This window comes from Phyllobacterium chamaecytisi, from assembly GCF_020164455.1.
Taxonomy (GTDB): domain Bacteria; phylum Pseudomonadota; class Alphaproteobacteria; order Rhizobiales; family Rhizobiaceae; genus Phyllobacterium; species Phyllobacterium chamaecytisi.
The window spans coordinates 293,559-317,791 of sequence record NZ_JAIQWW010000001.1 but is presented as its reverse complement, the minus strand read 5'-3'; the positions used below and the strand labels follow the sequence as shown (position 1 = coordinate 317,791).

Genomic DNA, 24,233 nt, shown 5'->3' with positions numbered 1-24,233 from the left:
GGTTCGGTATGTTACAGTAACGTACTTCACTGCTGGCCAGCAGTCTGAAACTCTGTAATCGCATCGTTAAAGTTGATGCATACGTCGGCCGTACCGTTACGGACTCTCATCCGCGCACGAGCGAACATTTGAGATCGGGAGGTGTCGCTCGCTTCCCGTTTTTGGCTTAAAACCAACAGGGAGGATTGAACGATGAAATTGTGCTCCTACCTCGCAGTCCTCGCCGCCAGTTGCTTTTATGTCTTTCCCGCTGCCGCGCAGCAAGTCACAGGGGCACCGGGCTCACCCAGCGCCACGTCAACGATTGACGGCCAGTCACTGCCGGCTGCGCCGCCGGTATTCGGCGGGACCATCAATCTGGACGCCAAGGACTCAACCCCTTGGTGGCCGCCCACCGTGGTCCCGCCAAAGGGCGCACCGAACGTGCTGCTGATCATGACCGACGACGCGGGTTACGGCGTCTCGGGAACCTTCGGCGGTGTCATCCCGACACCGACGTTCGATCGGGTCGCTGCGGACGGGTTGCGCTTCACGCAGTTCTGCTCCACCGCGTTATGCTCGCCCACCCGCGCCGCGCTGATCACCGGGCGTAACCACCATTCTTCGGGCTTCGGAGTCATTTCAGAGCAAGCCACTGGGTTTCCCGGCTATGATTCGATCATAAGGCCGGACAACGCCACTATCGGGAATATCCTTAAAAGTCACGGCTACGCGACCTCGTGGTTCGGCAAGAACCACAACACTCCCACCAACGCATATTCGACCTCGGGCCCATTTGATCAGTGGCCGTCGGGTATGGGGTTCGACTATTTCTATGGCTTCATGGGCGGTGAATCCAATCAGTGGATCCCTTGGCTCTTCCGTGACCATACCCAGATCTTCCCATGGAAAGATCAGCCCGGCTTCAACCTGATCACCGGTATGGCCGACGACGCCATCAATTACCTGCGCGAGGTCGACGCGGCGGCGCCTGAGAAACCATTTCTCCTCTACTACGCGCCGGGTGCCACCCATGCCCCGCACCACCCCACGCAGGAATGGATCGACAAGTTTAAAGGCAAGTTCGACATGGGTTGGAACGCCATGCGCGACGAGATTTTCGCCAACCAGAAGCGGCTCGGAGTGATTCCGGAGAATACCCAGCTGACTCCGTGGCCAGATGACCTTCCCAAATGGGATACACTATCAGCTGACGATAAGAAGATGTTTGCCCGTCAGGCAGAGGTCTACGCCGCTTATGTCGCCTATGCCGACTATGAGATCGGTCGGGTGATCGATGAGGTTCGTGATCAGGGCAAGCTCGACAACACGTTAGTCATATACATCGAAGGCGATAACGGCACCAGCGCCGAGGGCTCGACCATCGGGACGGCCTTCGACCTAGCGGCGATCCAAGGGATCAACATGCCGGTGGCGGATCAGTTGAAGTATTATGACGCTTGGGGGTCTGATAGGACGACACCGCATATGTCAGTTGCTTGGTCCTGGGCCTTTGACACACCCTTCAAGTGGACCAAACAGATTGCCTCGCATTTTGGCGGCACCCGCCAAGGTATGGCGATGTCGTGGCCGGGCCACATTACCGACAAGGGCGGTATTCGCAGCCAATTCCACCACGTGATTGACATCGTGCCGACGATACTTGAGGCGACAGGCATCAAAGCGCCACAAACGGTGAACGGCATCGCCCAGAAGCCCATAGAAGGCGTCAGCATGGCTTATACATGGTCAAAGGGAGCTAAGGACGTTCCATCAGCTCGCGAGACCCAGTATTTCGAGATGTTTGGCAATCGCGCGGTCTACCATGACGGCTGGATCGCCTCTACCACGCCGGCTGCTGGGCCGTGGCTTCTCGGGTTGGGTAAACTTCCCGATGTACTCGATGGCTACAATTGGGAGCTCTACGATCTGACCAAGGACTTCTCGCAGTTCGACGATCTCGCCAGCAAGGAGCCCGCCAAGCTCAAGGAGTTGCAAGACCTGTTCCTTGTGGAGGCCGCGAAATACCAAGTGTTCCCGCTCGACAACAGGGTTGCCACGCGCTTCGGTCAACAGCCGAGCGCCACCGCTGGTCGGGACACGTTCACCTACACCGGCGTACTCTCGGGCCTGTCGCCCTCTGCTGCGCCCAGCCCCTTAACTCGATCTTACACAATCACAGCTGACGTTGAGGTTCCCGAAGGTGGCGGGGAAGGCGTGATCAACACACTCGGTGGTCGTTTCGGCGGCTACGGCCTCTACCTGCTGAAGGGAAAGCCGGTCTTCACCTACAACCTGCTGGGGTTGGAGCGGTTTCGCTGGGAAGGCACGGACGCCCTGACGCCCGGCAAGCACAGCGTCGTCTTCGATTTCACTTATGACGGGCCCGGTTTCGCCAAGGGCGGCACCGGCGTCCTCAGCGTCGATGGCGCCGAGGTCGCCAAGCAGACGATCCCGCACACCATCCCGTTCGTGGCGACGATCGACGAATCCTTCGACGTGGGTATCGACACCCGCAGCCCGGTGGACGACAAGGACTATCAGGTGCCTTTCCGTTTCACCGGCACGCTCAACAAGCTGACGGTCAAGCTTGGGCCGCCGCAGATCTAGGCAGCTCACTCAACTGGTGTTCGGGACATCTTCAGTGTCCCTCGCAACGGGGCACTGACGTCCGGAAGGGAAGGCATGACCGAGGCGCAAACCCGCTTTGGAGCTGGCCGCCGTGCCTCCAAGCCGGTTGGTGCTGCCGGTGCCGCTCCGGTCTCTAAGTGAGAGTTTGGCCGGATCAAACGGCTTCCGTAAAGGAGCAAGACGCGGCCTTTGCGACATTGCGGCCGAAGGTCCGAAAATGGCGCTTAGCGGACGATGCTCAGTGTCCGCAAATGGCCCGAAGCGGACAATGGCGTGGGCACTATGCCGATAACTGCTTGATTAAGTGATCCGCCATGTTGCGCGCCTCTTCATCCACGGCGGGTATTGTGCCCGATTTCCGTGTGACCGCGTAGTCGAGCCCGGCGAAAAACAGGCCTGGCAGATTGCTGGTTCCATCCTCGTGAATAGGCTGGCTGACCTCGTCGAGGACGCCGGGAAGTTTCACCCATGAGAAATCGCCCGTAAAGCCTGTGCACCAAATGATCGAGGAAATGCCGCTTGAGGCCGGGTCCATCGAACGGATCGACGGGGTGGGCAGGCGCGGATTTATCGTTTCCGCTGGATCATCCTCAGCTGGCGGTGCGTCCAGCCCGGCGCGGTCGATATAGGCGTCGATCACGCGCTTTGTGGCCGCGGATGCCTCGTCGGCGAAGCGCATGTTGTCGGCAAGCTCGTCTCCAAAGGCGAGGCTGCCATTGACGATTCCGTTGAAGCGACCAAGTAGCACCACGCCCTGCGCGCTCAACGACTGCAGACTGATGGTGTGCGTCGCGCCGAGAAGAGGACGCGGAGGTAGTCTGCCATATTCCACAATGAGTTCGCGGCGGGAGACATCCGCGAAGCCGCAAATGGTGAGCCAATTGAACGTGTCGCCGCTGCGATAGCGACGGACCAAGCGGCCGTTCAGGCTCGTCGCCAGAAACACACGCCGTCCGGCCTGTACCAAATCTTCGGCGATCTGGCCGCCCGTCTGGCCACTTCCGACCAGCAGCACCGGGCCCTCGGGGAGTTCGGCTGGATTGCGATAGGCCGAAGAATCCACTTGCCGAATTGCCGCCGGCAGTGTCGTCGACCACGACGGCCGAACCTGGCGGCTCTGGTTGCCGGTCGCAACGACAATCGTACGAGCCACCAGTGCGCCGCGGTTTGTCGTGACGCGATAGGCTCCGTTCTGCTGATCAAGCTGCTCAACCGTTACTCCGGTGCTCACTGGCAAGCGGTGCCGGTCGACATAGCCTTCCAGATAGGCGATGAATTCGTGGTGCGTTAGAGCTCCCCAAGGGTCGGGCCCGTCGTAGGTATCACCCGGCATTATTGTGCGTATGTTTGTCGAGTTCAGGCGAAAAGAATCCCAGCGTTGGGTCCGCCATGTCTCGCCGACGCTACCTCGCTCGAGAACGCGATGCGCACAGCCATGCTGTTGCAGAAAATAGCTGATACCGAGTCCCGCCGAACCCGCGCCAATAACGACCGTATCAAGAACCTCTCGCATGGGTTCCCCCCGCCAAGTCATGTCGTCTGGGATGCCTCCAGCAACCAAGCCGCTATGCTCGCGGGCCCCTAGTTGAAGCATATCATAAGCGGCCGGACTCTGAAATCGCACGATGTAAAACGGACGTCGCCAAGTTCGTGGCGTCTGGATTTATGAGTACACGCCCTAATTAATTTTAGTGAGGCGACGGTTTATTGAGGAGAAATAGTGGTTTCCGCACAATACAGAGAAACGAATCGGGGACCAGTGATATGCGGAATCGCGACATTGAACCTTTGGAACTTCGAGACTTCCTGATCATGGCTGTGTTATTGGCAGCCGTCTTGTTTGTGTTGTGGGGAACAGTTCTGACGATCGGCAATACCCGGCACAATTTCGAGGTTCAGCCGGTCGTTGCGCGCTGATATTCACGCCATGACGGCCTGCAAATGGCATTTGTTCACTGCGTTCGCCCTGACTGAATCTCGACACGCCCTTTCCGGCTAGCGCACAGCGGCGACAATGTGGGCGTTTATCCTACCCTCGATGACGCCGCTTCCAAACCGTTGCATCAAGGCCTGTGCTACATGTTCTGTAGTGGCCTCAAGGCCGGTTGGCGACCGTGCTTCGATCTCGTTTCGCAGCGGCGTTCCCTGGCAGAACGCGATCGCGGCATCGCGCGCGGAATTTGCACGGCTGGACTTCTCAAGCGTTTCTATGGCGATCGACCTGAAACCCGCGGCCGACAATTCATCGCGGATCGCCTTCTGATCCCAATACCCATGTGGTGTTCTTGCCATGAACCGGGGCGGGTCGTCCGGAAACATCTCTTCCAGCGCGCTTGTCACCACTTGGGTGAAATCACTGGTGGCCAGCCTGTCCCAGACATTGAAAAAATAATGTCCACCCGGCTTCAGGACGCGGTAGGCCTCCTTATGCCCCTGGACCTTGTCCGGGTAGAACATGACCCCGAATTGACACGCTACGACGTCGAACATTTGCGGCTCGAAGGGAAGCGCGAGAGCGTCCGCTTGCTGCCAGACGATGCGACTGTCTTCGGGCTGCCGCGCGCTTGCACGATCAAGCATCGGTTGGTTGAGGTCCGATGCAACGATCCGCGTTTCCGCGTTGAGCCGGGAAGCCATGGCCCGCGTCAGGACACCGGTGCCGGCTGCGATCTCCAGCACGTTTTCCGGTTTGAACCTGGCCACACGGTCGGCAAGATCCTGCGCATAGGGCTCAAAGATCATCGGCACAATAAGCCGGTCATATATTTCCGGAATTGCCCCCGCGAAGACTTTGTCCGTCGCTACCATAGGCTGTCTCCATCAGGTCAGCGTAGTGCTTCTCCGAAACATCATCCAAGGGAAACATACACTCAACGCGCAGTTCTTGCGTCGCAATTGTTTGCGCGGTGCCGACGGTGGTAACCAGCGAAAAAAATCTCAAACAATGTGCGTCCTTGGCAAATGACAAAGGAATAACCGGGAGGTGGGCTCCCGTCGAAGAAACATGCCAGTCGGTGTCCACATCGGGATAGGCAAGCAGGCTTCCTATAAGTTCCTTGGTCTGGGGATCCATAACCCTGCCAACGGATTCCCGAACGACTCTGGCCAACAGGCTCTTTGCCGTTTCCACCCAATCCGTAATAAACGGTCGCATGCCTGCCGGATCGAACATCAGGTGCAAAAGATTTCTTGGTTCCGGGCGCTTTGACAAGTCGATGAAGCAGTTGAAAAATCGCCGGGTTGCCTCGTTTGTCATCACGACATTCCAGTAACGATCCATCACAATCGCCGGAAAGGGTTCATGTTGACGGAGCATCCGCGTGAGCGCCTCGGTTACGCCTTTCATCTCGCTGTCATCAAGGCTTGCCTCGAAATAGATTGGCGCGTAACCCGCGGCGAGTAAAAGCGCATTTCGCTCCCGGAAGGGAACGTCCAGAGCATCTGCTATATGCAATAGATTGTGACGGCCCGGGGTGCTTCTTCCGCTTTCGATGAAACTTATCTGACGCTGGGAGATGCCGGTATCGAGCGAAAGAGCGAGCTGACTTTTGCCGCGGCTACCCCGCCATGCGCGTAATTGCGGTCCAAGAACATTCGCCGTGTTCGAACTGGAAGTGAGGCTCATCTTCAGGACCTTTCCATGTGATCATCAACGTGCTGACGGGACAATAACCGATATCCCGCCAGCGACATGCTCACTAGCCAGCACTAGAAGGCGACGGGACCCACGGATCCATACCAATGACGGACCTTCTTAGGCTCGGCTTCATCCATGTAGAAAAAATGGGTCATGACCGGTTTGACAACTGGATGGGCGCGGTCATCCGGCGTCATCGTTACAGTGCCGCGAAACACTTTGAGAGACCCACCATCCCAATATTCGGTCACGTCATGAAGCGCGGTAAATCCTGTATCGATAAAGGCACGCAGGTTCTCTCGGATGGTCTCGCGGCCCTTCCAGTCGGCAATGCCCAGGTTGCACGTCGCATCTTCAACGAAGCAATCAAAGCCGTCGCCAAAGGTCTTGTCATCAATTTCCTTCCAAAAGTGCAGAAGCCATTTTGGAGGGTCTTTTTTCGTAAAGCTCATCGTATCCATGAGTTTCTCCATGCGGTGAAAATCGCGGCCAGCGATTACGCCGGCGCAGGTTGGGAAAACTCTTCTTGCAAGAAGCATGTTATTGATAACGCGGGATGCATGGGGTCATCAATTACATCGGATGTAATAGTTTTAACGAAAACGCGCCGGTTTGGATGAACTGACGGCAAAAAAATTGGCCGGACAGAGACGACGATCCCTATCCGGCCAAGTGCCACTAACCTTGCCTCAATTGGCCGCATTCACCAGATCGTCCCAGCTCTTCACCTTGTCCTGCCCGTCCAGAAACGGCATGACGGCCTCTGCCAGCTCCGGCGCAAAGAAAATGTCGTAGTGCGTGCGGTTGGGGATTATGGCGAGGCGGTTCTGCGACATGGTCTCGCGCATCCAGCCCGCATCTCTGAGGCCGCCGCCAAGCAGCTGGTAGAACTTGATTTCATGTTCGGGGCGGTACATGTCGCTGTCGGCGAAGACTAACATCACCGGCATCTTCAGTTTCGCGACGTCGGCGGAATAATCGTAGGGCTTGCGCATGAAATCACCCATCGCGCCAAGGAGCCGAGGAAAGTCTTCGGACTTCGGAGCGACGGCGACATAGGATTTGTACATGGGCGTTTCCTTCATCATGTCGGCCATGCCCGGACTCACCGCCGCCTGCATCTTGATCATTTCGGGATAGAACCCGTCCTGCGCATAGCCTGCGGACACCAGCGCCACGCGGTCGACCATTTCGGGGTGCTGTACGGCCAGCCGGAACGCCACGCCGCCGCCGAACGAATAACCGAGAACGTCGGCCTTGTCGTAGCCGAGCGACTTCAGGATCGTCGCCATGTCGTCACCCATTGCTTCAAGGCTCATCGGGCGATTGCCGAGCTCGGTGCGGCCATGGCCCTGCAGGTCGACGGCGATAACCTGCCTACCTTCGATGAGGCGCGGCATGATCGGCTGGAACATCCCAGTGGAGCCAAGCCCACCATGCAGCAGGAGCAGCGGTGTACCGGCACCTTCTCCCTGTATTTCATAATAGTAGTTGATGCCGTCAGCTTCGACGTGCCCGCTTTTTACCGCGGCTGCGGCGTGAGCCGACGTGACGGTCAATGCAACCGCCGCAACAGCAATAAGGCTTGAAAGAATTTTCATGTTCGTCTCCTCGACAATGGGAACTTATGTGGGCCAATGCAGTTAAGACGAACAGCAACCAGAGCACCCGACAGCCTTCCGAAAATTATTTCAAGCTGGCGCGGTGGTTTCTGGTTCTGGTAGCAGAAACGTGTCTTGACCCCTCGCCGGACGCCTTCCATGTTCGATGCAGCCTGGACGCTCAGGACAGACCAACTCAAGCCAGCACGCCCCACGTGCGCAGCCAGATGCGGGACACGAACATGATCACCTTCAAACTCAATGGACAAGAACGGACTTTCGACGGGGATCCCGAGACCCCGTTGCTTTGGGTCATTCGCGATTTCGAGAAACTCACGGGCACGAAATACGGCTGCGGCATTGCCCAGTGTGGCGCCTGCACCGTCCACATGGACGGCACGACGCGCCGCAGTTGCATCACGCCGATATCAACAGTCGAAGGATCGGACATCATCACGATCGAAGGCATCGAAGGCAAGGAAGCCGACGCCATCCACAAAGCCTGGGTTGCGATCGATGTACCGCAATGCGGGTACTGTCAATCCGGACAGATCATGTCCGCGGTGGCGCTTCTGCAAACGACGCCGAAGCCCACCGACGATGATATCGACGGCGCGATGGCGGGCAATATCTGTCGATGCGCCACCTATCACCGTATCCGGCAGGCGATCCATAACGCCGCCGACACGATGGAGGGTTGAGCCATGACCATTCACAACATCACGGCTACGCGCCGGTCGTTCCTCGCAGGCGCCGGGCTCGTCATCGGCTTCACGCTGGCGCCAAAAGTGTTTTCCGCACAGGCACTCGAAGGTGTCCCGGCCGGCGGCGGCGAGACGCTTTCGCCGATGAACGCCTTCGTCAAGATCGGCGCTGACGACACAGTCACCGTCCTGTCGAAGCATATCGAATTTGGCCAGGGGCCGTTCACCGGACTGGCAACCCTTGTCGCCGAAGAGCTCGATGCGGACTGGAGCCAGATGCGCGCCGTGCATTCGCCAGCCGATGACAAGATATACGCCAACCTGATCTATGGCTTGCAGGGGACAGGCGGCTCCACCTCCATTGCCAATTCCTACGAGCAGCTTCGCAAGGCGGGCGCGACAGCTCGGGCCATGCTGGTCTCCGCTGCGGCAGCGGAATGGAATGTTCCGGCAAGCGAGATCACGGTTTCCAAAGGCCGTATCAAGCATGCGGCCTCCGGCAAAGAAAGCGGCTTCGGCGCGCTGGCTGCCAAGGCCGCGACGCAGACCCCGCCTGCCGAACCCACGCTGAAGGACCCGAAAGATTTCGTGCTCATCGGGCAGGAGCTTCCAAAGCTCGATACGCTCAGCAAGACCAATGGCACGGCGGTTTATACGCTGGATGTGACCGCCGACAACATGCTCTATGCGGTCGTCGAGCATCCCGCGCATTTCGGTGCGACGGTCAAATCCTTTGACGACAGCGAGGCACGCAAGGTGCCCGGCGTCGTCGATGTCAAACAGGTACCGCAAGGTGTCGCGGTTTACGCCGACAACACCTTTGCCGCATTGAAGGGCCGCGCCGCCTTGAAGGTCGAATGGGATCTCTCGAAGGCCGAAACCCGGTCGAGTGACCAGTTGACGGCGGATTACACCAAGATGTTCGCAGAAACGGGCATTCAGGCAACGCATAATGGCGATGTCGACAAGGCATTCGGCGGACAGGGCGTGCAATCGCTCGAAGCAACGATCGTTTTTCCGTTCCTCGCGCATGCCCCCATGGAGCCGCTCGATGCGGTGTTCATCAAGCGAGCCGATGGATCGGTCGATGTCTATAACGGCGCACAGTTCCCCGGGATGGACAAGAATACGACAGCAAAGATCTTGAACCTCGATCCTGCGCAGGTTCGCGTCAACACCCAGATCACCGGCGGCAGCTTCGGCCGCAAGGCGCAGTTCGGCTCGCCCTATATTCAGGAAGCCGCGGGTGTTTTTGCAGCGACCGATGGTAGACGCCCGCTGAAGCACATGTGGACGCGCGAGGACGACATTCGCGGCGGCTATTATCGTCCGATGTATGTGCACAAGATGCGCGGCGCCATGGATGCCGATGGCCAGATCGTCGGCTGGGACCAGACAATCGTCGGCCAGTCGATCATGGGCAAGGCCGACCTCGACTCCACGTCGGTCGAAGGCGCTTCAGACCTGCCGTACACGATCCCGAACCTGCGCGTCATTGCGCACAATACCAAGCTGGAGGTGCCGCCACTCTGGTGGCGCTCGGTCGGGCACACGCATACGGGCTTCGCGGTCGAAACCTTCGTCGATGAATTGCTGCAGAAGGTCGGCAAGGATCCGGTCGAGGGCCGACTGGCGCTCTTGAGCAAAGAGCCCCGGCATATGGGAACGCTCAAGAAGGTCGCCGAAATGGCCAATTGGGGTTCGCCGGTGCCTGATGGACGCCAGCGCGGCGTTGCGATCGTCAAGAGCTTCGACACTTATGTCGCGCAGATCGTTGAGATTTCGCTCGGCGAGGACGGCGCACCCCGCGTGCACAAGGTATGGTGTGCCGTCGATTGCGGCGTCGCGGTCAATCCCAATGTCATCGCGGCGCAGATGGAAGGCGGCATTGGCTACGGTCTCGGCGCGGTGCTGTTCGATGCGATCACGCTTGGAGATGGCGGCAAGATCGTCCAATCCAACTTCCACGACTACCGGTCATTGCGCATTAACGAGATGCCGGCAATCGAAGTCGCGATCATCCCTTCTACCGAAAAACCGACCGGTGTCGGCGAACCGGGTGTACCCCCGGTCGGCCCCGCGGTCGCCAACGCATGGCGGCGACTGACCAATAATCCCGTCCGGCAGCTGCCGATCGTTAATGTGCTTTCGGCTTGAGGGGACGCAGGATGAAACGCAATATCGCTTACATCTCGCTCGCAGTGTGTCTTGCGGTCAATGGCGGGCTTGCCGTGTCGAGTATTTCGCGCGCCCAGGACAAGCCGGTCGTCGCAAAAGAGGAACTCAAGCCCGCATCGTCGTTCCAATCGATCACCGATGAAAAGCAGCGTTCCGTTGCGCTTTTCGAGGAGGCCGGCAAGGTCATCGAGCATCCGCGCTGTGTCAACTGCCATCCGGCAAGTGACAGGCCGCTGCAGGATATTTCCATGCATCCGCACCAGCCCCCGGTGTCGCGCGGTGAAGGCGGCATGGGCATGCCCGGAATGCAGTGCAACACCTGCCACGGGCCGGAGAATGTAAAAGTCATCGGGCAAGCCGAGACGATCAAGAGCATTCCGGGCAATCCGAACTGGCATCTGGCGCCTATCGAAATGGCCTGGGAGGGCAAGTCCCTCGGCGCCATCTGCAACCAGATCAAGGATCCGCAGCGCAATGGCGGCAAGAACCTGGACGAGATCGTCGAGCACATGGCGCATGACGATCTCGTGGGCTGGGGCTGGCACCCGGGCGACGGCAGGGAGCCTGTACCCGGAACGCAGGAAGCATTTGGAGAGCTGATCAAGGCCTGGGTCGCGACCGGCGCCGCCTGCCCTTCATAAGGAAATAACGGGATCGTCAGTATTTACTGGCGATCTCGGCTCCCAGGCGCAATGTTTCGCGTATCAACAGGTCGAGATCACCCTGGCGGGTGCGGTGATTGTTGATTGCGACACGCAGGCAATGCTCGCCATGAACGGTCGTGTCTGAAATGGAAGCCGTCCCTTCTTCCTGCAATCTCAGCATGATCTCGGTATTGAGTGCCTTGAGCCGTTCGCCGGAAAACCCTTCAGGACGATAGCGATAGCAGACGATGTTGATGTTGGTCGTTGCGACCAGTTCGAGAAGCGGTTCGGCTTCGACCAGACTATTGAGGTAGTGGCCCTGGCGGATGTTCTGGTCGATAAGTCGCCCGAATTTTTGAACACCATGTTCCTTCAGCGACATCCAGACTTTCAACGCGCGGAACCCGCGCGAGGTTTGCAGCCCGTATTCGTGAAGCCAATTTGCGGATGCGAGGCCGCGCGAGGTCATCTCCAGATATTCCGGCGTCACGGCAAATGTCTCACGATGCGCAGCCGCATCGCGGACCAGCGCACAGCCGACTTCGAACGGTGCATGCAGCCACTTATGGGGATCGAGCGCAACGGAGTCCGCGCGCTCTATGCCGGCAACGCGCCACCTGTTTTCGGGCGCGATGGCGATGAGCGCTCCAATGCAACCATCGACGTGGAACCAGAGGCCCTCCTCCGCTGCCAAAGTCGCGAGGCCTTGCAGATCGTCGAAGGCGCCGGTGTTGACGGTGCCTGCCGTTCCGATCACGCAGGCGGGCTGAAGTCCCGCCGCACGATCCTCCGCGATTGCCGCGCGCAACGCGGAAAGGTCAATGCGCAACTCATCGTCGGTGCCGATACGCTGGAGCGCGCGGTTCCCGAGGCCCAGCGCCTCCATTGCCTTGCGGTGGCAGCTGTGGAGCTGATCGGAACCATAGAAATGCAAGGGCTTTTCGATCGCAGCGACGCCCTGCTCGCGCACGTCGATACCAGCCTTGGCGTTCCGCGCTACGGTCAGGCCGATGATATTGGCCATCGAGCCGCCACTGACCAGCGTGCCACTGGCCGAGGCCGGCAAGCCCAGCATCTCTTTGCACCAGTTGACGACCTGTTGATCCATCAAAGCGGCGGCGTGATTGCCGCCGCCAAGGTTAGAGCCCTGAATGGCCGCCAGAAAATCGCCCAAAGCGCCGGTAAAGTTGCTCGTGCCCATGTACCACGACCAGAAACGTGGATGAATGTTGCCCATGGGATAGGACATGACCGTATCGGCCACCTCGCGGTAGACGTCGGCAAGCGGCGCTGGTGATTGCGGCAACGGGGCGTCGAAGGAAGCCCTGACCTGATCTGGCATGTCCTGCCAGACCGGGCGCTCGCGAATATTGCGCAGGTAACCGACAGCATCGTCGATGACCTGATGCGACAGCGTCTGGACGCCCGCCCAGTCCTCCGGATCGAGCGTTTCTTCGGCGTTCCTTGCTACCGGCTTGAGCGATGTGTCCATTTCAGACCTCCGGTCATTCGGCAGCGAACTGGTAGCCGGGGGTCGAGCGCGAGAGCGCCGTTTCCTCTTCATCCATTTCGGCTTCGATCCCTTCGAAGAGCGGCGTCGTCATGTATCGTTCGCCCGTATCGGGAAGCATGCACAGGATCACCGAACCAGCAGGCGCCGTTTCGGCGATGCTATGGGCGACGGCAAAGGTCGCGCCGCCGGAAATGCCGGTGAAAATGCCCTCTTTTTGCGCAAGCGCCCGTGCCCATTTGATGCCTTCCGGCCCGGGAATCGGCACGACCTGATCATAGAAGCTGTCGTCGATGGCTTCTTGCAGCACGTATGGAATGAAATCCGGCGTCCAGCCCTGGATAGGATGTGGTTCGAAGGCCGGATGACTGGCAGCCGGCGCGCCACCAGGGCCGCGCTCCTGTGCCTTGCCGCTACCGAGCAGCTGAGCATTGGCCGGTTCGCTGAGAACGATCCGCGTTTCTGGCCGTTCCCGGCGCAAGACACGGCCAACGCCAGCGACAGTGCCGCCGGTTCCGTAGCCGGTCACGAAATAATCGAGCCGCGATCCGGCAAAATCATTGATGATCTCGCGGGCAGTCGTCGCTTCATGGATATCGGCATTGGCTTCGGTTTCGAATTGACGGGCGAGGAACCAGCCGTTCATCTCGGCAAGTTCCACCGCCTTCTGGTACATGCCAAACCCCTTTTGTGCGCGGGGCGTCAGCACGACCTTGGCTCCCAGCATACGCATGAGCTTGCGCCGCTCGATGGAAAAACTGTCGGCCATGGTCACGACCAGCGGGTAGCCTTTCTGCGCGCAGACCATGGCAAGCCCGATCCCGGTATTGCCGCTTGTGGCCTCGACGACGGTCTGACCCGGCTTCAGCGTGCCGTTGCGCTCAGCCTCTTCGATGATGTTGAGCGCCAGCCTGTCCTTGACCGACGAAGCCGGATTGAAGAACTCGGCCTTCACATAGATTTTGGCATGATCTGGAGCGAGATTATTGATCCTGATCACCGGCGTATCGCCGACCGTGTCGAGAATGCTGTCGAAAAGGCGCCCTCGCCCATTCGTCGTTCTGATTGTCGCTTGCGTTGTCATGATCCTTTTCCCCTATGGTTGTTTTTTTGCGCAAATTGCGCCAGCCGAACCCTGCACGTCCGGCGCGGATGCAACTTTTCGATTTCCATGATAGAAGAAAAACGTGGGGGCATCGTGGGAACAAGCGTGGAAACGCACGTGGAATCTGCATTGGTAGCGTTGACCGGCCATGCTGCCGGCGTTTGCGTGCGGATGCTTGGTCCCCTGACAATCGCCCAGAACGGTGTCCCGCTGGAACTTCCCGCGTCACGCAAGGTGCGCGCTCTTTTCGCCTATCTGGCGCTGACGCCGCACGCGGTCGGACGCAGCCGCCTCTGCGATCTGTTGTGGGACGTGCCCAACGATCCGCGGGGCGAACTGCGCTGGTGTCTCAGCAAGCTACGCGGTGTCCTCAACGAACCGGGCCACCAAAGAATTGAAACCACCGACGACACGATCCGGCTCGATCTCGGTGGCTGTTTCGTCGACGTACTTCATATCGCCTCGGCTGCGGAGGAACGTATCGAAACGCTCGGTCTACCACGGTTGCGCGAGCTTTCACGGCACTTCGCCGGTGATTTTCTTGAAGGGCTGGAGATCGATCGCAGCCCGCATTTCAATCATTGGTTGATCGCCCAACGGCGCCGGTTCCGCTCCTGCCACGCTGCCGTTCTTGAACATCTGGCCAAGAAACTGCCGGCAGATTCGGACGAGATTTCATCCATCCTGAACGCATGGGTCGGGCTCGCGCCATTCGACAAGCGCGCGCATCTGGCGTTGCTGGCAACGCTTGCGGAGCGCGGGCAGATCGTGGAATGCGAAGAACACCTTGCAACCGCGGCGAGGCTGTTCGAAGCGGAGGGACTGGACTTCACGCCGGTACGGGAAGCATGGCCCGCGATCAAAAACGGGCGACAGGCCACAACTGCAGGACACATCTACATTCCCGCCGCGCCGCGCATCGATTTGATTTCACCAACGACCCCGATTGCCGGTGCGGACCATCACGCGTCGCTTGCCGTCATGCCCTTCGTGCTGGAGACAAGCAGCGAGCTGATACGGGGCGGGCTTGCAGACGGCCTGACCCACGACATCATCACCCGCCTTGCCCGGCTGAAAAGCTTTTTTGTGATCGCACGCGGTTCGGTTTTTGCCCTGGCGGAGCGAAATATTGGCCCGGAGGACGCGGGCCGTCACCTGAACGTGGATTACGTCGCCAGCGGCAGCGTGCGGTATCTGCAAAATCGCATTCTGGTGCGGGCCGAGCTTGTCGAAGTGCGAACCGCACGCATTGTCTGGGCGGAGGTCTTCGATCATAAGGTTGACGACACATTTCTTGTTCTTGACGAAATCGGCAACAGGATCGTTTCGTCAATCTCCAGCGAAATTGAGCTGGTCGAGCGCAACCGCGCGATCCTCAAGTCGCCAAGCTCATTGAATGCCTGGGAGGCCTATCATCGCGGCCTCTGGCACATGTACAGGTTTACGCGGCAGGAGAACGAGCTTGCGCAACACTTTTTCGGTGTGGCGGTAAAACTCGATCCAACCTTTGCCAGAGCGCATGCGGGCCTGTCGTTCACCCACTGGCAGAATGCCTTTCAACGGTGGGGCGACTACGCGAAAGAAAGTGACCAGGCATACGCTGCGGCTGGCCAAAGCCTTATCGTCGACGATAACAATCCGGCAGCGCACTGGGCCATGGGCCGGGCGCTTTGGCTACGGCATCGGCAGGATGAATCGCTTGTCGAGCTTGAAAGAGCTGTGGAGCTCAGCCCGAATTTCGCACTCGGCCATTACGCGCTGTCGTTCGTCCAGTCCCAGTCAGGCGATCCGACAGCGGCGATTGGATCGTCCGACCATTCACGTCATTTGAGCCCAGTCGATCCGCTGTTGTTCGGTATGCTGGGTGCGCGCGCCATGGCCCATGTTCGCCTCGGCCAGTTCGAAGAAGCGGCGGAATGGGCACTGAGAGCAGCAGCGCGGCCCAATGCCCATGCCATCATTCTCTCAATAGCCGCGCATTGCCTGGCACTGGCAGGGCGGATCGACGAAGCGAAGGCCTTTGCCGCTTCCATACGCAAGACACTACCCCAGTATTGCGTCGATGATTTTCTTGCGACGTTCCAGTTCACACCCGACACCGAGGCTGTGTTCAGGCAAGGCGCAAAACGTATCGGCTTAGGCTAGACACATCGTTATTCAAGTCCTGACGAGCTGCAAATGATGGTTTTCTGCGCTTCCGGTGCTCACGTACCTTAAGTACGCTGCGCTCCGGTTCTCGAAACCCACCATTTTCGCCTCGCCATGACTTGAATCTCAATATGCCCTCCTTCAGGGTAGGACATGAGCCGATTTACGAAATGTCTCGCCCTGATTGTAGTAGCGTGGGTCGGCACGGCGCTTCTGCCGGAGGCATCGAGAGCAGATGAGAAAGCCCGGCCAAGTGATTTCGGCTTTCCCGTACCTAGCCCCGAGCCAGAGTTGCCACAAGAAGTGGACGCCTTCGATCCACCTGCCTTCGCTGTAAGTCCGTCCGCGCCCGCTATCGCCGAAATGTCCAGAACTGCAGACCACGACGAAATCGTCTCGATGACCGGCGTCGACCTGGATGGAGCGACCAGCTTCGACGTCTTTTCACAACCGCCGTCCAGCCCGGAAGGATCAGTCATTTCGACCTCGCCGCTGCGTGCCGATGACACCGCTGCGACTGTCCTGTTGCCCGACTCCCTCCCCGCCTGGTCAATGTATTTGATCCGGCCGAAGCGCGATGCCGCGGGCGGCAAGGCTTTCGCGATCAACCGAACGGAAAGCTGGTGGCTCGGGCCCGACAATGCTGTTCTAGGAGCAACGATTTCAGTCTATGGGCGCAATCTGGCGAGGTCCAATGGCACATCAGCATCGTTTATTTACATCAAGCCCGCCAACGGTGCCGGGAAGTATGTGACGCCGGTTCTCATCAATCCCTTCAAGGTGGATTTCAAGGTACCGAACCTTGCGGCGGGAAGTTACGAAGTTTGGGTCCACAACGGCCATGGCGGTCGTTTCGGCTGGAGCGGTCCGTTGAACCTGGCCATCGCCGATCAATCGCCATGGGCCCGGCAAGACCAGAAGATGATCGACGTAAGGAGTTTTGGCGCAAAGGGCGATGGTGTGACCGACGATACCGCCGCTATCGAGGCGGCATTGACAGCGGCGGCAAGCGTTGCCCCCGCCACAATACACTTTCCGGCCGGAACCTATCTTATCGATTCGGTGCTCAGAGCGCCGGATAACGTGCACTGGCTTGGCGACGGTATGGATGCGACCGAGATCAGACTCGGCAAAAAGGTTTCCGGCAGCATGGTTGTCGATGCGAACCGCAATGCGCAGTTCGAAAAACTGACGCTCAACGCCAATGGCAATACCGGCACTACCCCGCTGCTATGGATCCCTGGTGTCGAGAACCTGCGCCTGCAAGCCATGCGGCTGAAAGCCTGGGGCGCACCGGCTCTTGAAGCGCACGACGCATCGGGCCTTTATATCGACAGCTCAGAGTTGATCGAGAATGGATCGTTCTACGGCAACAGCCGCCAGATATTCATGACCAACAATCGCTTTCGCATGACGGGATATGGCGAGTCTGTGGTTGCGCTTTGGGGCGGACGCGAGTTTTCGATGGTGGGTAACGATCTCGCCAATGCTGACGAGAACCGCGACGACGGACACGGCATCGGCCGGTTCTTTGTTGCCCAAGGCCACGCCGGCAGCATGGAAAACATGTATTGGGGCGACAATGTCTCGCACCAGGCCGCCCCGCATAATTGCAACAAGGTCGACTGCAACAAGGGTGAACAGATATGTTTCGAGATGGTCGGCAGCGACCTGAAGGACGGATTCAAGGCAGCCACCGCGAACACGGTCAGCTTCTCGTCACTCCTGGCCTCCGACAAGGCCGGGGGCCAGGATCTGGTTATCGTCGGCGGCAGAGGTGCGGGCCAGCATCGGCGTATCGTTTCGGTAAACGACAACACGGCGACCCTGGACAAAGCCTGGAATGTCGTACCAGATGACACGAGCCGGTTCGCCCTTGCAGCAGCGGCTTCGCAGGTGGCCATCTACAACAACACTTTCCAGGGCCGCCCAAGCTATTTCAAGCACGATTCCGACTCCACCGCCGTCCTGCTCTACGGCAATGTCTATGATGCCGTTGTCGACCGGAACAACATCTCGCAAATGCGCCATGGCATGATGACTGTCGCCTTGAGCTCGGACAACGGCTTGAGCCCGTATTTCCTGCAATACTCCAATAACACGGTCAGCGACAGCAATAGCGGGCTTTATGTCGGCACGACCTTTACCGATTCAGGCGTTGCGGGTGTCTGGGGCGGTCTTGGCAACGTCTACCGCAAGAACACCTTCAACAGGCTCGCGCATATCGGCGTCGAATTTGAATCCTGGGGGTATAACGGGGCAGATTACAACGGAACGGTTTTTGAAGGAAACCGGTTCACCAATCTGAAATTCGGCTTCATTGACGCTTTTCAACTCATGTGGACCTACACCGGAAGCTTCAAAGCGCCGCCGCTCTACAGTTCACGCAAATACAACACGATCCTCTACAAGAACGTCTTCGAGCGAGGATCGGCATTGGGCCCGGGCAGCGTTGGATTCAAAACACTGCAACCGAAGAACACATGGTTGAACATCGGTTCGACATGGACGGGCTTCGAGTCGGGCAACAAGGGCCCGGCCAGCAAGTAAATCAGGCGAGGATCAGCTCGGGCAGACGTCCCAGAAACCAGTCGTCCTGGCGGCGTTGGTATAATACCAGCAATAGCCGGAACGGAGCGGCGAGCCTGCGATGGCCACAGCTGAGGCACCTGCAACGAAGCCGATCGCGGCGCCTGCCGCAATCGCTCCGCCCGGCCGCCAGTAACGACGCGGATTGACGACGACGACCCCGCGCCGTACCGGCGGACGGACGACGGCGCCTCTGCGAACTGTCGACACGGCGGCACAGCCACGTGGACCGCAGCCAGCAACCGTTCGCCGGGCGGCGTCGGCAGACGATACCATCATCGGGCCGGTCACCATCATCAGCACCGCAAGCGTCATCGGCGCGTGTCCTCGAAATCCTGAAAGCTTCATCGGGTCCCCCTCGTTAGCTCGAATTTTAGCTGTGCCTGACAACGTCAAACGATCAAGGCCGCAGCGCACAACAGGAAGCGCCCATATTCGACCGCTTGCAAGCTGATCATATTGTTGAGGGAGATGCACAGTCCCGATCCACTTTGCATGGCTCGGCGACTTGATTGAGATATGATACACGGACACGTCAAACTTTGCGGGGAACAATGAAACTAGGTTTTGTAGGAACGGGTGCCATAACCGAGGCCGTCGTCACGGGCTTGACGAAATCAAGGTCCGATATCGAGGCTATCGTCGTCTCGCCTCGCAGTCAGGAGGTTGCGGCGCGATTGGCAGAAATGTTTCCGAGGGTGCGCGTGGGTCGTGACAATCAGGATGTCGTAGACAGCGCCGCCATCGTGTTTCTTGCGGTGAGGCCGCAAATCGCCGAGGACGTGGTAAAAGAGCTCAAATTCCACGAAGACCAACAGGTGGTGAGCTTTATTGCCGCTGTCCCGATCGAGTCGCTTACCAGTTGGATTGGCGTGCCCGTAACCATTACCAGGACGATTCCCCTGCCATTTGTCGCTGAATTACGCGGAGCAACGGCAATCTATCCGCCCAACGACGAGATTGCTGACTTGTTCTCATCGCTCGGGACTGCAGTGCAGGCAAAAGACCTCAAGCAATACGACCTTTTTGGCGCCGCGAGCGCGCTGATGGCCACATATTTCGGCCTGCTGGAAACAAGCGCCCGTTGGCTCGAAGCCGAGGGCATGCCCTATGATCAGGCGAGTATCTATTTAAAAGGGCTGTTCGGAGGTCTGTCCCACGTAACGGACGCATCAAATGAACAATCATTCGAGGCAATGGCTTCCGAGTTTTCGACAAAGGGTGGTCTGAATGAGCAGGTCTTCGCAGAGTTCAAGGAAAATGGCGGAACAAGGGCTTTGACGCTTGCCCTCGACTCCGTGCTCAAGCGTATCGAACAGAAGTGATCTCGCGGCACGGCAATGCGATTTTCGCTTGCCGTGTTGTCATCAGAAACGTGTCATGAGCGTCCAAGCCACCCCGGCCACAGCGCAGCCGATGAGCGTAAAGATGACGGATACTCGAAATCGAAACAATGCGAGTACAGCGGCGGCAGTCAAAAGCAGCGACGCAACATTTATCGACCGAAAGATTGGAATATCGAGCGAGAACCATCCAACACTGAAGGTTTCAACGTTTGCAAACAGCACGTGCAGACCGAACCAGATTGCCAGGTTTAAAATGACGCCGACAACTGCAGCAGTGATTGCGGACATCGCACCTGTCAGCGCTTGGTTGCCGCGCAAGCTCTCGACGAACGGTGCGCCAAGGAATATCCACAGAAAGCATGGGATGAACGTCACCCATGTCGTCAGCACCGCTCCGAAGGTTGCTGCAACCATTGGATTTAGGGAACCCGGAGCGCGAAAGGCACCCATGAAGCCAACGAACTGGACAACCATGATCAGCGGTCCCGGTGTCGTCTCGGCCATCCCCAAGCCATCGAGCATCTCGCCTGGCTTGAGCCAACCATAGTGCTGGACCGCTTCTTGCGCGACGTATGCAAGCACGGCATAGGCTCCGCCGAACGTTACCAATGCCATCTGACTGAAGAAGATCGCAATCTTGGAAAAGACGCTGTCGAAGCCGAGAAAGGCGACAATAAGTGCGACAGGTATTAGCCAAAGTGCAAGCAAGATACCTGAGACCTTCAGCGACCAAACAAGGTTGGGCCGCGCGTGACGAGGGGTGATTTCGCCAAGCGCCGAATGTCTGTCTTCCAGCACTGCACTTGCTCCGGACTTATGGCCCCCACCGATCTGAAACAGCGGTGATCCGATCCGGCCGCCCATGTAGCCGATCGCACCCGCCATCAAGATAATCATTGGAAACGGGACATGAAGGAAGAAGATCCCCACAAAGGCGCATGCCGCAATTGCGACCATAGCTTTGTTCTTCAGAGCCCTCCCGCCGATCCGAAACACTGCTTGAAAAACCACTGCTAGCACTGCAGCCTTTAGCCCGAAGAACAATCCTTCAATAACATCGACGCTGCCGAAGGCGACATAGATGTAGCTGAGGCCAAGGATTGCGAGGAAGCCGGGTAAGACGAACAGGATACCGGCGACAAGGCCTCCGGCCGTCCTGTGCAAAAGCCATCCGATGTAGATGGCAAGCTGTTGTGCTTCCGGCCCTGGCAAAAGCATGCAGTAATTCAACGCATGTAGAAACCGATGCTCTCCGATCCACCGCTTCTCGTCGACGATGATCCGATGCATAACCGCGATCTGACCGGCAGGACCGCCAAAACTCAGAGCGGCGACCCTTGCCCAGACCTTCACGGCATCCGAGAAGGAGATGCCGTGCTCATGTTCTTGCTCATCTGAGATTGCGCTGGACTTGCCGATAATGTCTGTCATCACACTGTCCGCTTCGTGGACGGCCAATTGTGTTTCTCGTCGGTCGCATCTCGGCTCCAGCGATAGAAGGCGTCGTAGAGCCCGAGACCAGCATTCAGCTGCTCGTGGTCATCCGCGAACATCCGCGACAGTCCAAGGGATGCTGCCAGTAGCCCAGGAGCTTCAGGGGCGAGATCAAGTCGCGCTGTATCGGCCCCTCTGACGATGGTCGCCAATCGCAGCAAGGGCTCTGACGACAAGCCTAATTCTTCGACCATCACATCGAAGGTGCACCGTTCATCGCGGTGGCTCCAGAAAACGCCTTCGATGTCGTATGGGGCTGCATTGAAGCGGTCGGCAACCTCCACGACATCTGCCGGCGGGACGAACAGAAAAACAGCATCCCGATCAACGAAGCGCTTGATCAGCCATGGACAAGCGATGCGATCGATCTTCGGTCGCGCTCGTGTCACCCAGACCGTACGGCCCGCGCTATCGCGAGCGGGTAATTTCGAAACCGGGATAACCGGGAAGCCAGATGCCAGCCATGCTTCGATCCCGCCCTCAAGAACGTTGGCGTCGACCCCCGCCTGGCGAAGCCATGCCGCCACTCCGTGACTTAGCTTTCGTCCCCGTTGGCAAATCACGATAACCGCATGACCTGCCACATGGCTGAGCCATTCTTGAACGTTGCCATGGAAGCGCCTTATCGAGGCGGGGATCAGGCGTGGATCAGCGTCAAAGTCCTCATTGGTGCGGACGTCGACAAGGATAGGGCAGCTTGGCGTGCCAACCAAGCGATAGAGTTTTTCAGAAGAAATTTCGAGAAGCGAAGTCATCACGCGTCCTCCGTTGTTCGGTTACCTGGACGCGATACTTCAGCTGACGCCTTGTGGGGTGATCGCAACCCCATCACAATATAATGTCACCTTGCCGGCACGTGTCAAGTACGACGAGGCTCTAGCAGTGGTCGACTGCGGCGCTTAAAGTTGTTCCCAAACCGGACGGCGCGGCTGCCGGGACGGTCGACTAAATGGAGACATAATGCGCATAGGACTTGTTCAAGGAGTACCAGCGGCACTGATGGCCGCAACCTTGTTCGGCATTGGGACACCTTTGGCGAAACTGCTGCTGTCATCAGTCAGTCCCTGGATGCTTGCCGGACTCTTGTATCTCGGCTCTGGCTTGGGTCTGACGCTATATCGTCGGCTCACGAAGTCTCCAGTTGTCCATCTACCTCGTCACGAGTTGGTATGGTTCATTGGCGCAATCACTGCCGGTGGCGTTGTTGGACCAGTTCTGCTCATGGTTGGATTGGTCGGGATACCCGCATCGGGTGCTTCACTGCTGTTGAATGCCGAAGCTGTCTTCACAGCCCTCCTCGCCTGGTTCGTCTTCAAAGAGAATTTCGACCGGCGTATTGCGCTTGGTATGATCGCAATTATGGCCGGAGCGCTGATCTTGAGCTGGCCAAGCGAAGCCCATTTCGAGGGGTTCTGGTCGGCCTGTGCGATCTTGGCAGCGTGTCTTGCTTGGGGCATCGACAACAACTTGACCCGTAAAGTGTCCTTGTCTGACGCGTCGTGGATCGCATCGGTGAAGGGCCTTGTCGCGGGTTCGGTCAACCTCGGACTAGCCTTGTTGTTGGGTTCTCATCTGCCGCCTCTGCCCAATCTGATCGGTGCGCTCATACTTGGGTTCGTCGCCTACGGAATCAGTCTGGCCCTGTTTGTGGTGGCGCTACGGCACTTGGGGACTGCTCGAACAGGTGCGTATTTCTCAGTTGCTCCTTTTATTGGTGCAGTGCTTGCACTGGCGATGGGCGAGCCACTGACACCTTCGCTCATTTTTGCTGGTACCCTGATGGCAATAGGCATCTGGCTTCATCTCACGGAACAACACCATCATGATCACGTCCATGCCGAACTCGAGCACGAGCATGAGCACGTTCACGATCTGCACCATCAGCATGATCACCCGTACCCAGTCGCCGCAGGTGTCAGCCATAGCCATCTCCACAGACATCCTGCCTTGCGACACACGCACTCGCATTTCCCGGATGCGCACCATCAACATCGGCACAAGTCGTGAGGCAGTTGGATTTGGGCAGGTGTCGGCGCCAACCTTGACCGCATGCGTGATTCATAAGAAAGTCGGGCGACAACTTCTACGGAGAGGACACAGCATGGCCATCTCACGCAAGGAAGAGCTGCGCGCACTGAACGCAGAAGAGCGTATTCTGGTGGAGAAGTCTCACCATCCAGCGTTGCAGGAGATGAATGATGCTGACCTGTCCAACCTCGTAAAGCTTGCACGTCAACAGCGTGACAAGGCGCAAACGGAGGCTAACCGACGCCGACGCGAAATGCGCGGCAAGGCCGCCCCGAAGGGCAGCGCAGTTTCGGCCCGGGATGATGGATCTCAGCTGAAAGTCGCCGTTCTCGCGATGACAATGCGCCGGCTGAACACTGAAGTGGAGCGACGTCGCCGCCTGGCAGCCAGCATCACACTGATCGAAAACGCACGCAATGTGCTGGCGTTAAAACAGCAGGCGCCGACAAGAGGCAATGAATTCAACACGCGGTATGCACATCAAGGCATGCGTGCGAATCCTAACACCAAGGTAGACAGTCTTATCCGGCCAATGGAACGCGGTCGGCAGCGCGCGGCCGCACAGGTAGCACAGGCCAAGCGCGACGCACGCTAACAGCGTGCATCACCATGCATCAGATGGACAGACATCGCCTTCTG

General features: G+C 58.3%; 20 protein-coding genes. 10 read left to right on the top strand and 10 right to left on the bottom strand.

Features of this window, described 5'->3' with window-relative positions; translation table 11 throughout:
• Window positions 1-192 precede the first annotated feature (192 nt).
• Window positions 193-2,589, top strand: a complete 2,397-nt coding sequence (locus LB462_RS01470; RefSeq protein WP_224505643.1) for an arylsulfatase — start codon at window positions 193-195, stop codon at window positions 2,587-2,589.
• A 301-nt stretch (window positions 2,590-2,890) separates the two neighbouring features.
• On the opposite strand, the gene LB462_RS01465 is transcribed toward LB462_RS01470, so the two are convergent.
• Window positions 2,891-4,123, bottom strand: a complete 1,233-nt coding sequence (locus LB462_RS01465; RefSeq protein WP_224505642.1) for a flavin-containing monooxygenase — start codon at window positions 4,121-4,123, stop codon at window positions 2,891-2,893.
• Between the two features lie 251 nt (window positions 4,124-4,374).
• Between LB462_RS01465 and LB462_RS01460 the strand changes: the two genes are divergently transcribed.
• Window positions 4,375-4,527 (top strand): hypothetical protein, encoded by a 153-nt coding sequence (locus LB462_RS01460; protein WP_224505641.1) that lies wholly within the window; start codon window positions 4,375-4,377, stop codon window positions 4,525-4,527.
• 78 nt (window positions 4,528-4,605) lie between these two features.
• On the opposite strand, the gene LB462_RS01455 is transcribed toward LB462_RS01460, so the two are convergent.
• The 4 genes from LB462_RS01455 to LB462_RS01440 form a co-directional block, all read right to left on the bottom strand.
• The gene (locus LB462_RS01455) at window positions 4,606-5,418 is read right to left on the bottom strand and encodes a class I SAM-dependent methyltransferase (RefSeq protein ID WP_224505640.1); all 813 of its coding nucleotides are present in this window, start codon (window positions 5,416-5,418) and stop codon (window positions 4,606-4,608) included.
• The gene (locus LB462_RS01450; protein ID WP_224505639.1) at window positions 5,369-6,235 is read right to left on the bottom strand and encodes a helix-turn-helix domain-containing protein; all 867 of its coding nucleotides are present in this window, start codon (window positions 6,233-6,235) and stop codon (window positions 5,369-5,371) included. The genes LB462_RS01455 and LB462_RS01450 overlap by 50 nt, the downstream gene beginning before the upstream one ends.
• An 83-nt stretch (window positions 6,236-6,318) precedes the next feature.
• Complete coding sequence (locus LB462_RS01445) at window positions 6,319-6,708, bottom strand: nuclear transport factor 2 family protein (protein WP_224505638.1); 390 nt, start codon at window positions 6,706-6,708, stop codon at window positions 6,319-6,321.
• A 228-nt stretch (window positions 6,709-6,936) separates the two neighbouring features.
• The gene (locus tag LB462_RS01440) at window positions 6,937-7,848 is read right to left on the bottom strand and encodes an alpha/beta fold hydrolase (RefSeq protein ID WP_224505637.1); all 912 of its coding nucleotides are present in this window, start codon (window positions 7,846-7,848) and stop codon (window positions 6,937-6,939) included.
• 242 nt (window positions 7,849-8,090) lie between these two features.
• On the opposite strand from LB462_RS01440, the gene LB462_RS01435 reads away from it, so the two are divergent.
• The 3 genes from LB462_RS01435 to LB462_RS01425 are packed head-to-tail and all read left to right on the top strand — an operon-like array spanning window position 8,091 to window position 11,371.
• The gene (locus LB462_RS01435) at window positions 8,091-8,549 is read left to right on the top strand and encodes a (2Fe-2S)-binding protein (RefSeq protein WP_210001910.1); all 459 of its coding nucleotides are present in this window, start codon (window positions 8,091-8,093) and stop codon (window positions 8,547-8,549) included.
• A gap of 3 nt (window positions 8,550-8,552) precedes the next feature.
• On the top strand, window positions 8,553-10,709 hold the full coding sequence (locus LB462_RS01430; protein WP_224505636.1) for a xanthine dehydrogenase family protein molybdopterin-binding subunit: 2,157 nt from the start codon (window positions 8,553-8,555) through the stop codon (window positions 10,707-10,709).
• An 11-nt stretch (window positions 10,710-10,720) separates the two neighbouring features.
• On the top strand, window positions 10,721-11,371 hold the full coding sequence (locus LB462_RS01425; protein ID WP_112527710.1) for an Isoquinoline 1-oxidoreductase subunit: 651 nt from the start codon (window positions 10,721-10,723) through the stop codon (window positions 11,369-11,371).
• A 16-nt stretch (window positions 11,372-11,387) separates the two neighbouring features.
• Here the strand turns inward: LB462_RS01425 and LB462_RS01420 are convergent, their stop codons facing one another.
• Together LB462_RS01420 and LB462_RS01415 are read right to left on the bottom strand one after the other, a co-directional pair.
• Entirely contained in the window at window positions 11,388-12,866 is a 1,479-nt protein-coding gene (locus tag LB462_RS01420) for a pyridoxal phosphate-dependent decarboxylase family protein (RefSeq protein ID WP_224505635.1), read from the bottom strand.
• A 13-nt stretch (window positions 12,867-12,879) separates the two neighbouring features.
• Window positions 12,880-13,968, bottom strand: coding sequence for a PLP-dependent cysteine synthase family protein (locus LB462_RS01415; RefSeq protein WP_224505634.1), 1,089 nt, complete (start codon window positions 13,966-13,968; stop codon window positions 12,880-12,882).
• 87 nt (window positions 13,969-14,055) lie between these two features.
• Here LB462_RS01415 and LB462_RS01410 point away from each other — a divergent pair, with 87 nt between their 5' ends.
• Window positions 14,056-16,134, top strand: a complete 2,079-nt coding sequence (locus LB462_RS01410; protein ID WP_370637020.1) for a transcriptional regulator — start codon at window positions 14,056-14,058, stop codon at window positions 16,132-16,134.
• A 156-nt stretch (window positions 16,135-16,290) separates the two neighbouring features.
• Complete coding sequence (locus LB462_RS01405; protein WP_224505633.1) at window positions 16,291-18,687, top strand: right-handed parallel beta-helix repeat-containing protein; 2,397 nt, start codon at window positions 16,291-16,293, stop codon at window positions 18,685-18,687.
• A gap of 12 nt (window positions 18,688-18,699) precedes the next feature.
• Here the strand turns inward: LB462_RS01405 and LB462_RS01400 are convergent, their stop codons facing one another.
• A complete protein-coding gene (locus tag LB462_RS01400; RefSeq protein WP_224505632.1) occupies window positions 18,700-19,074 on the bottom strand; it encodes a hypothetical protein in 375 nt (124 codons plus the stop codon).
• Window positions 19,075-19,280: 206 nt separating this feature from the next.
• Here LB462_RS01400 and LB462_RS01395 point away from each other — a divergent pair, with 206 nt between their 5' ends.
• Window positions 19,281-20,051, top strand: coding sequence for a pyrroline-5-carboxylate reductase (locus tag LB462_RS01395; RefSeq protein ID WP_224505631.1), 771 nt, complete (start codon window positions 19,281-19,283; stop codon window positions 20,049-20,051).
• A gap of 42 nt (window positions 20,052-20,093) precedes the next feature.
• On the opposite strand, the gene chrA is transcribed toward LB462_RS01395, so the two are convergent.
• Complete coding sequence (gene chrA, locus LB462_RS01390; protein ID WP_224505630.1) at window positions 20,094-21,503, bottom strand: chromate efflux transporter; 1,410 nt, start codon at window positions 21,501-21,503, stop codon at window positions 20,094-20,096.
• Window positions 21,503-22,321: a chromate resistance protein ChrB domain-containing protein gene (locus LB462_RS01385; protein ID WP_224505629.1), complete on the bottom strand. Its 819-nt coding sequence runs from the start codon at window positions 22,319-22,321 to the stop codon at window positions 21,503-21,505. The genes chrA and LB462_RS01385 overlap by 1 nt, the downstream gene beginning before the upstream one ends.
• A gap of 205 nt (window positions 22,322-22,526) precedes the next feature.
• Here LB462_RS01385 and LB462_RS01380 point away from each other — a divergent pair, with 205 nt between their 5' ends.
• Window positions 22,527-23,573, top strand: coding sequence for a DMT family transporter (locus LB462_RS01380; RefSeq protein WP_224505628.1), 1,047 nt, complete (start codon window positions 22,527-22,529; stop codon window positions 23,571-23,573).
• 94 nt (window positions 23,574-23,667) lie between these two features.
• The gene (locus LB462_RS01375; protein ID WP_224505627.1) at window positions 23,668-24,189 is read left to right on the top strand and encodes a hypothetical protein; all 522 of its coding nucleotides are present in this window, start codon (window positions 23,668-23,670) and stop codon (window positions 24,187-24,189) included.
• Window positions 24,190-24,233 lie beyond the last annotated feature (44 nt).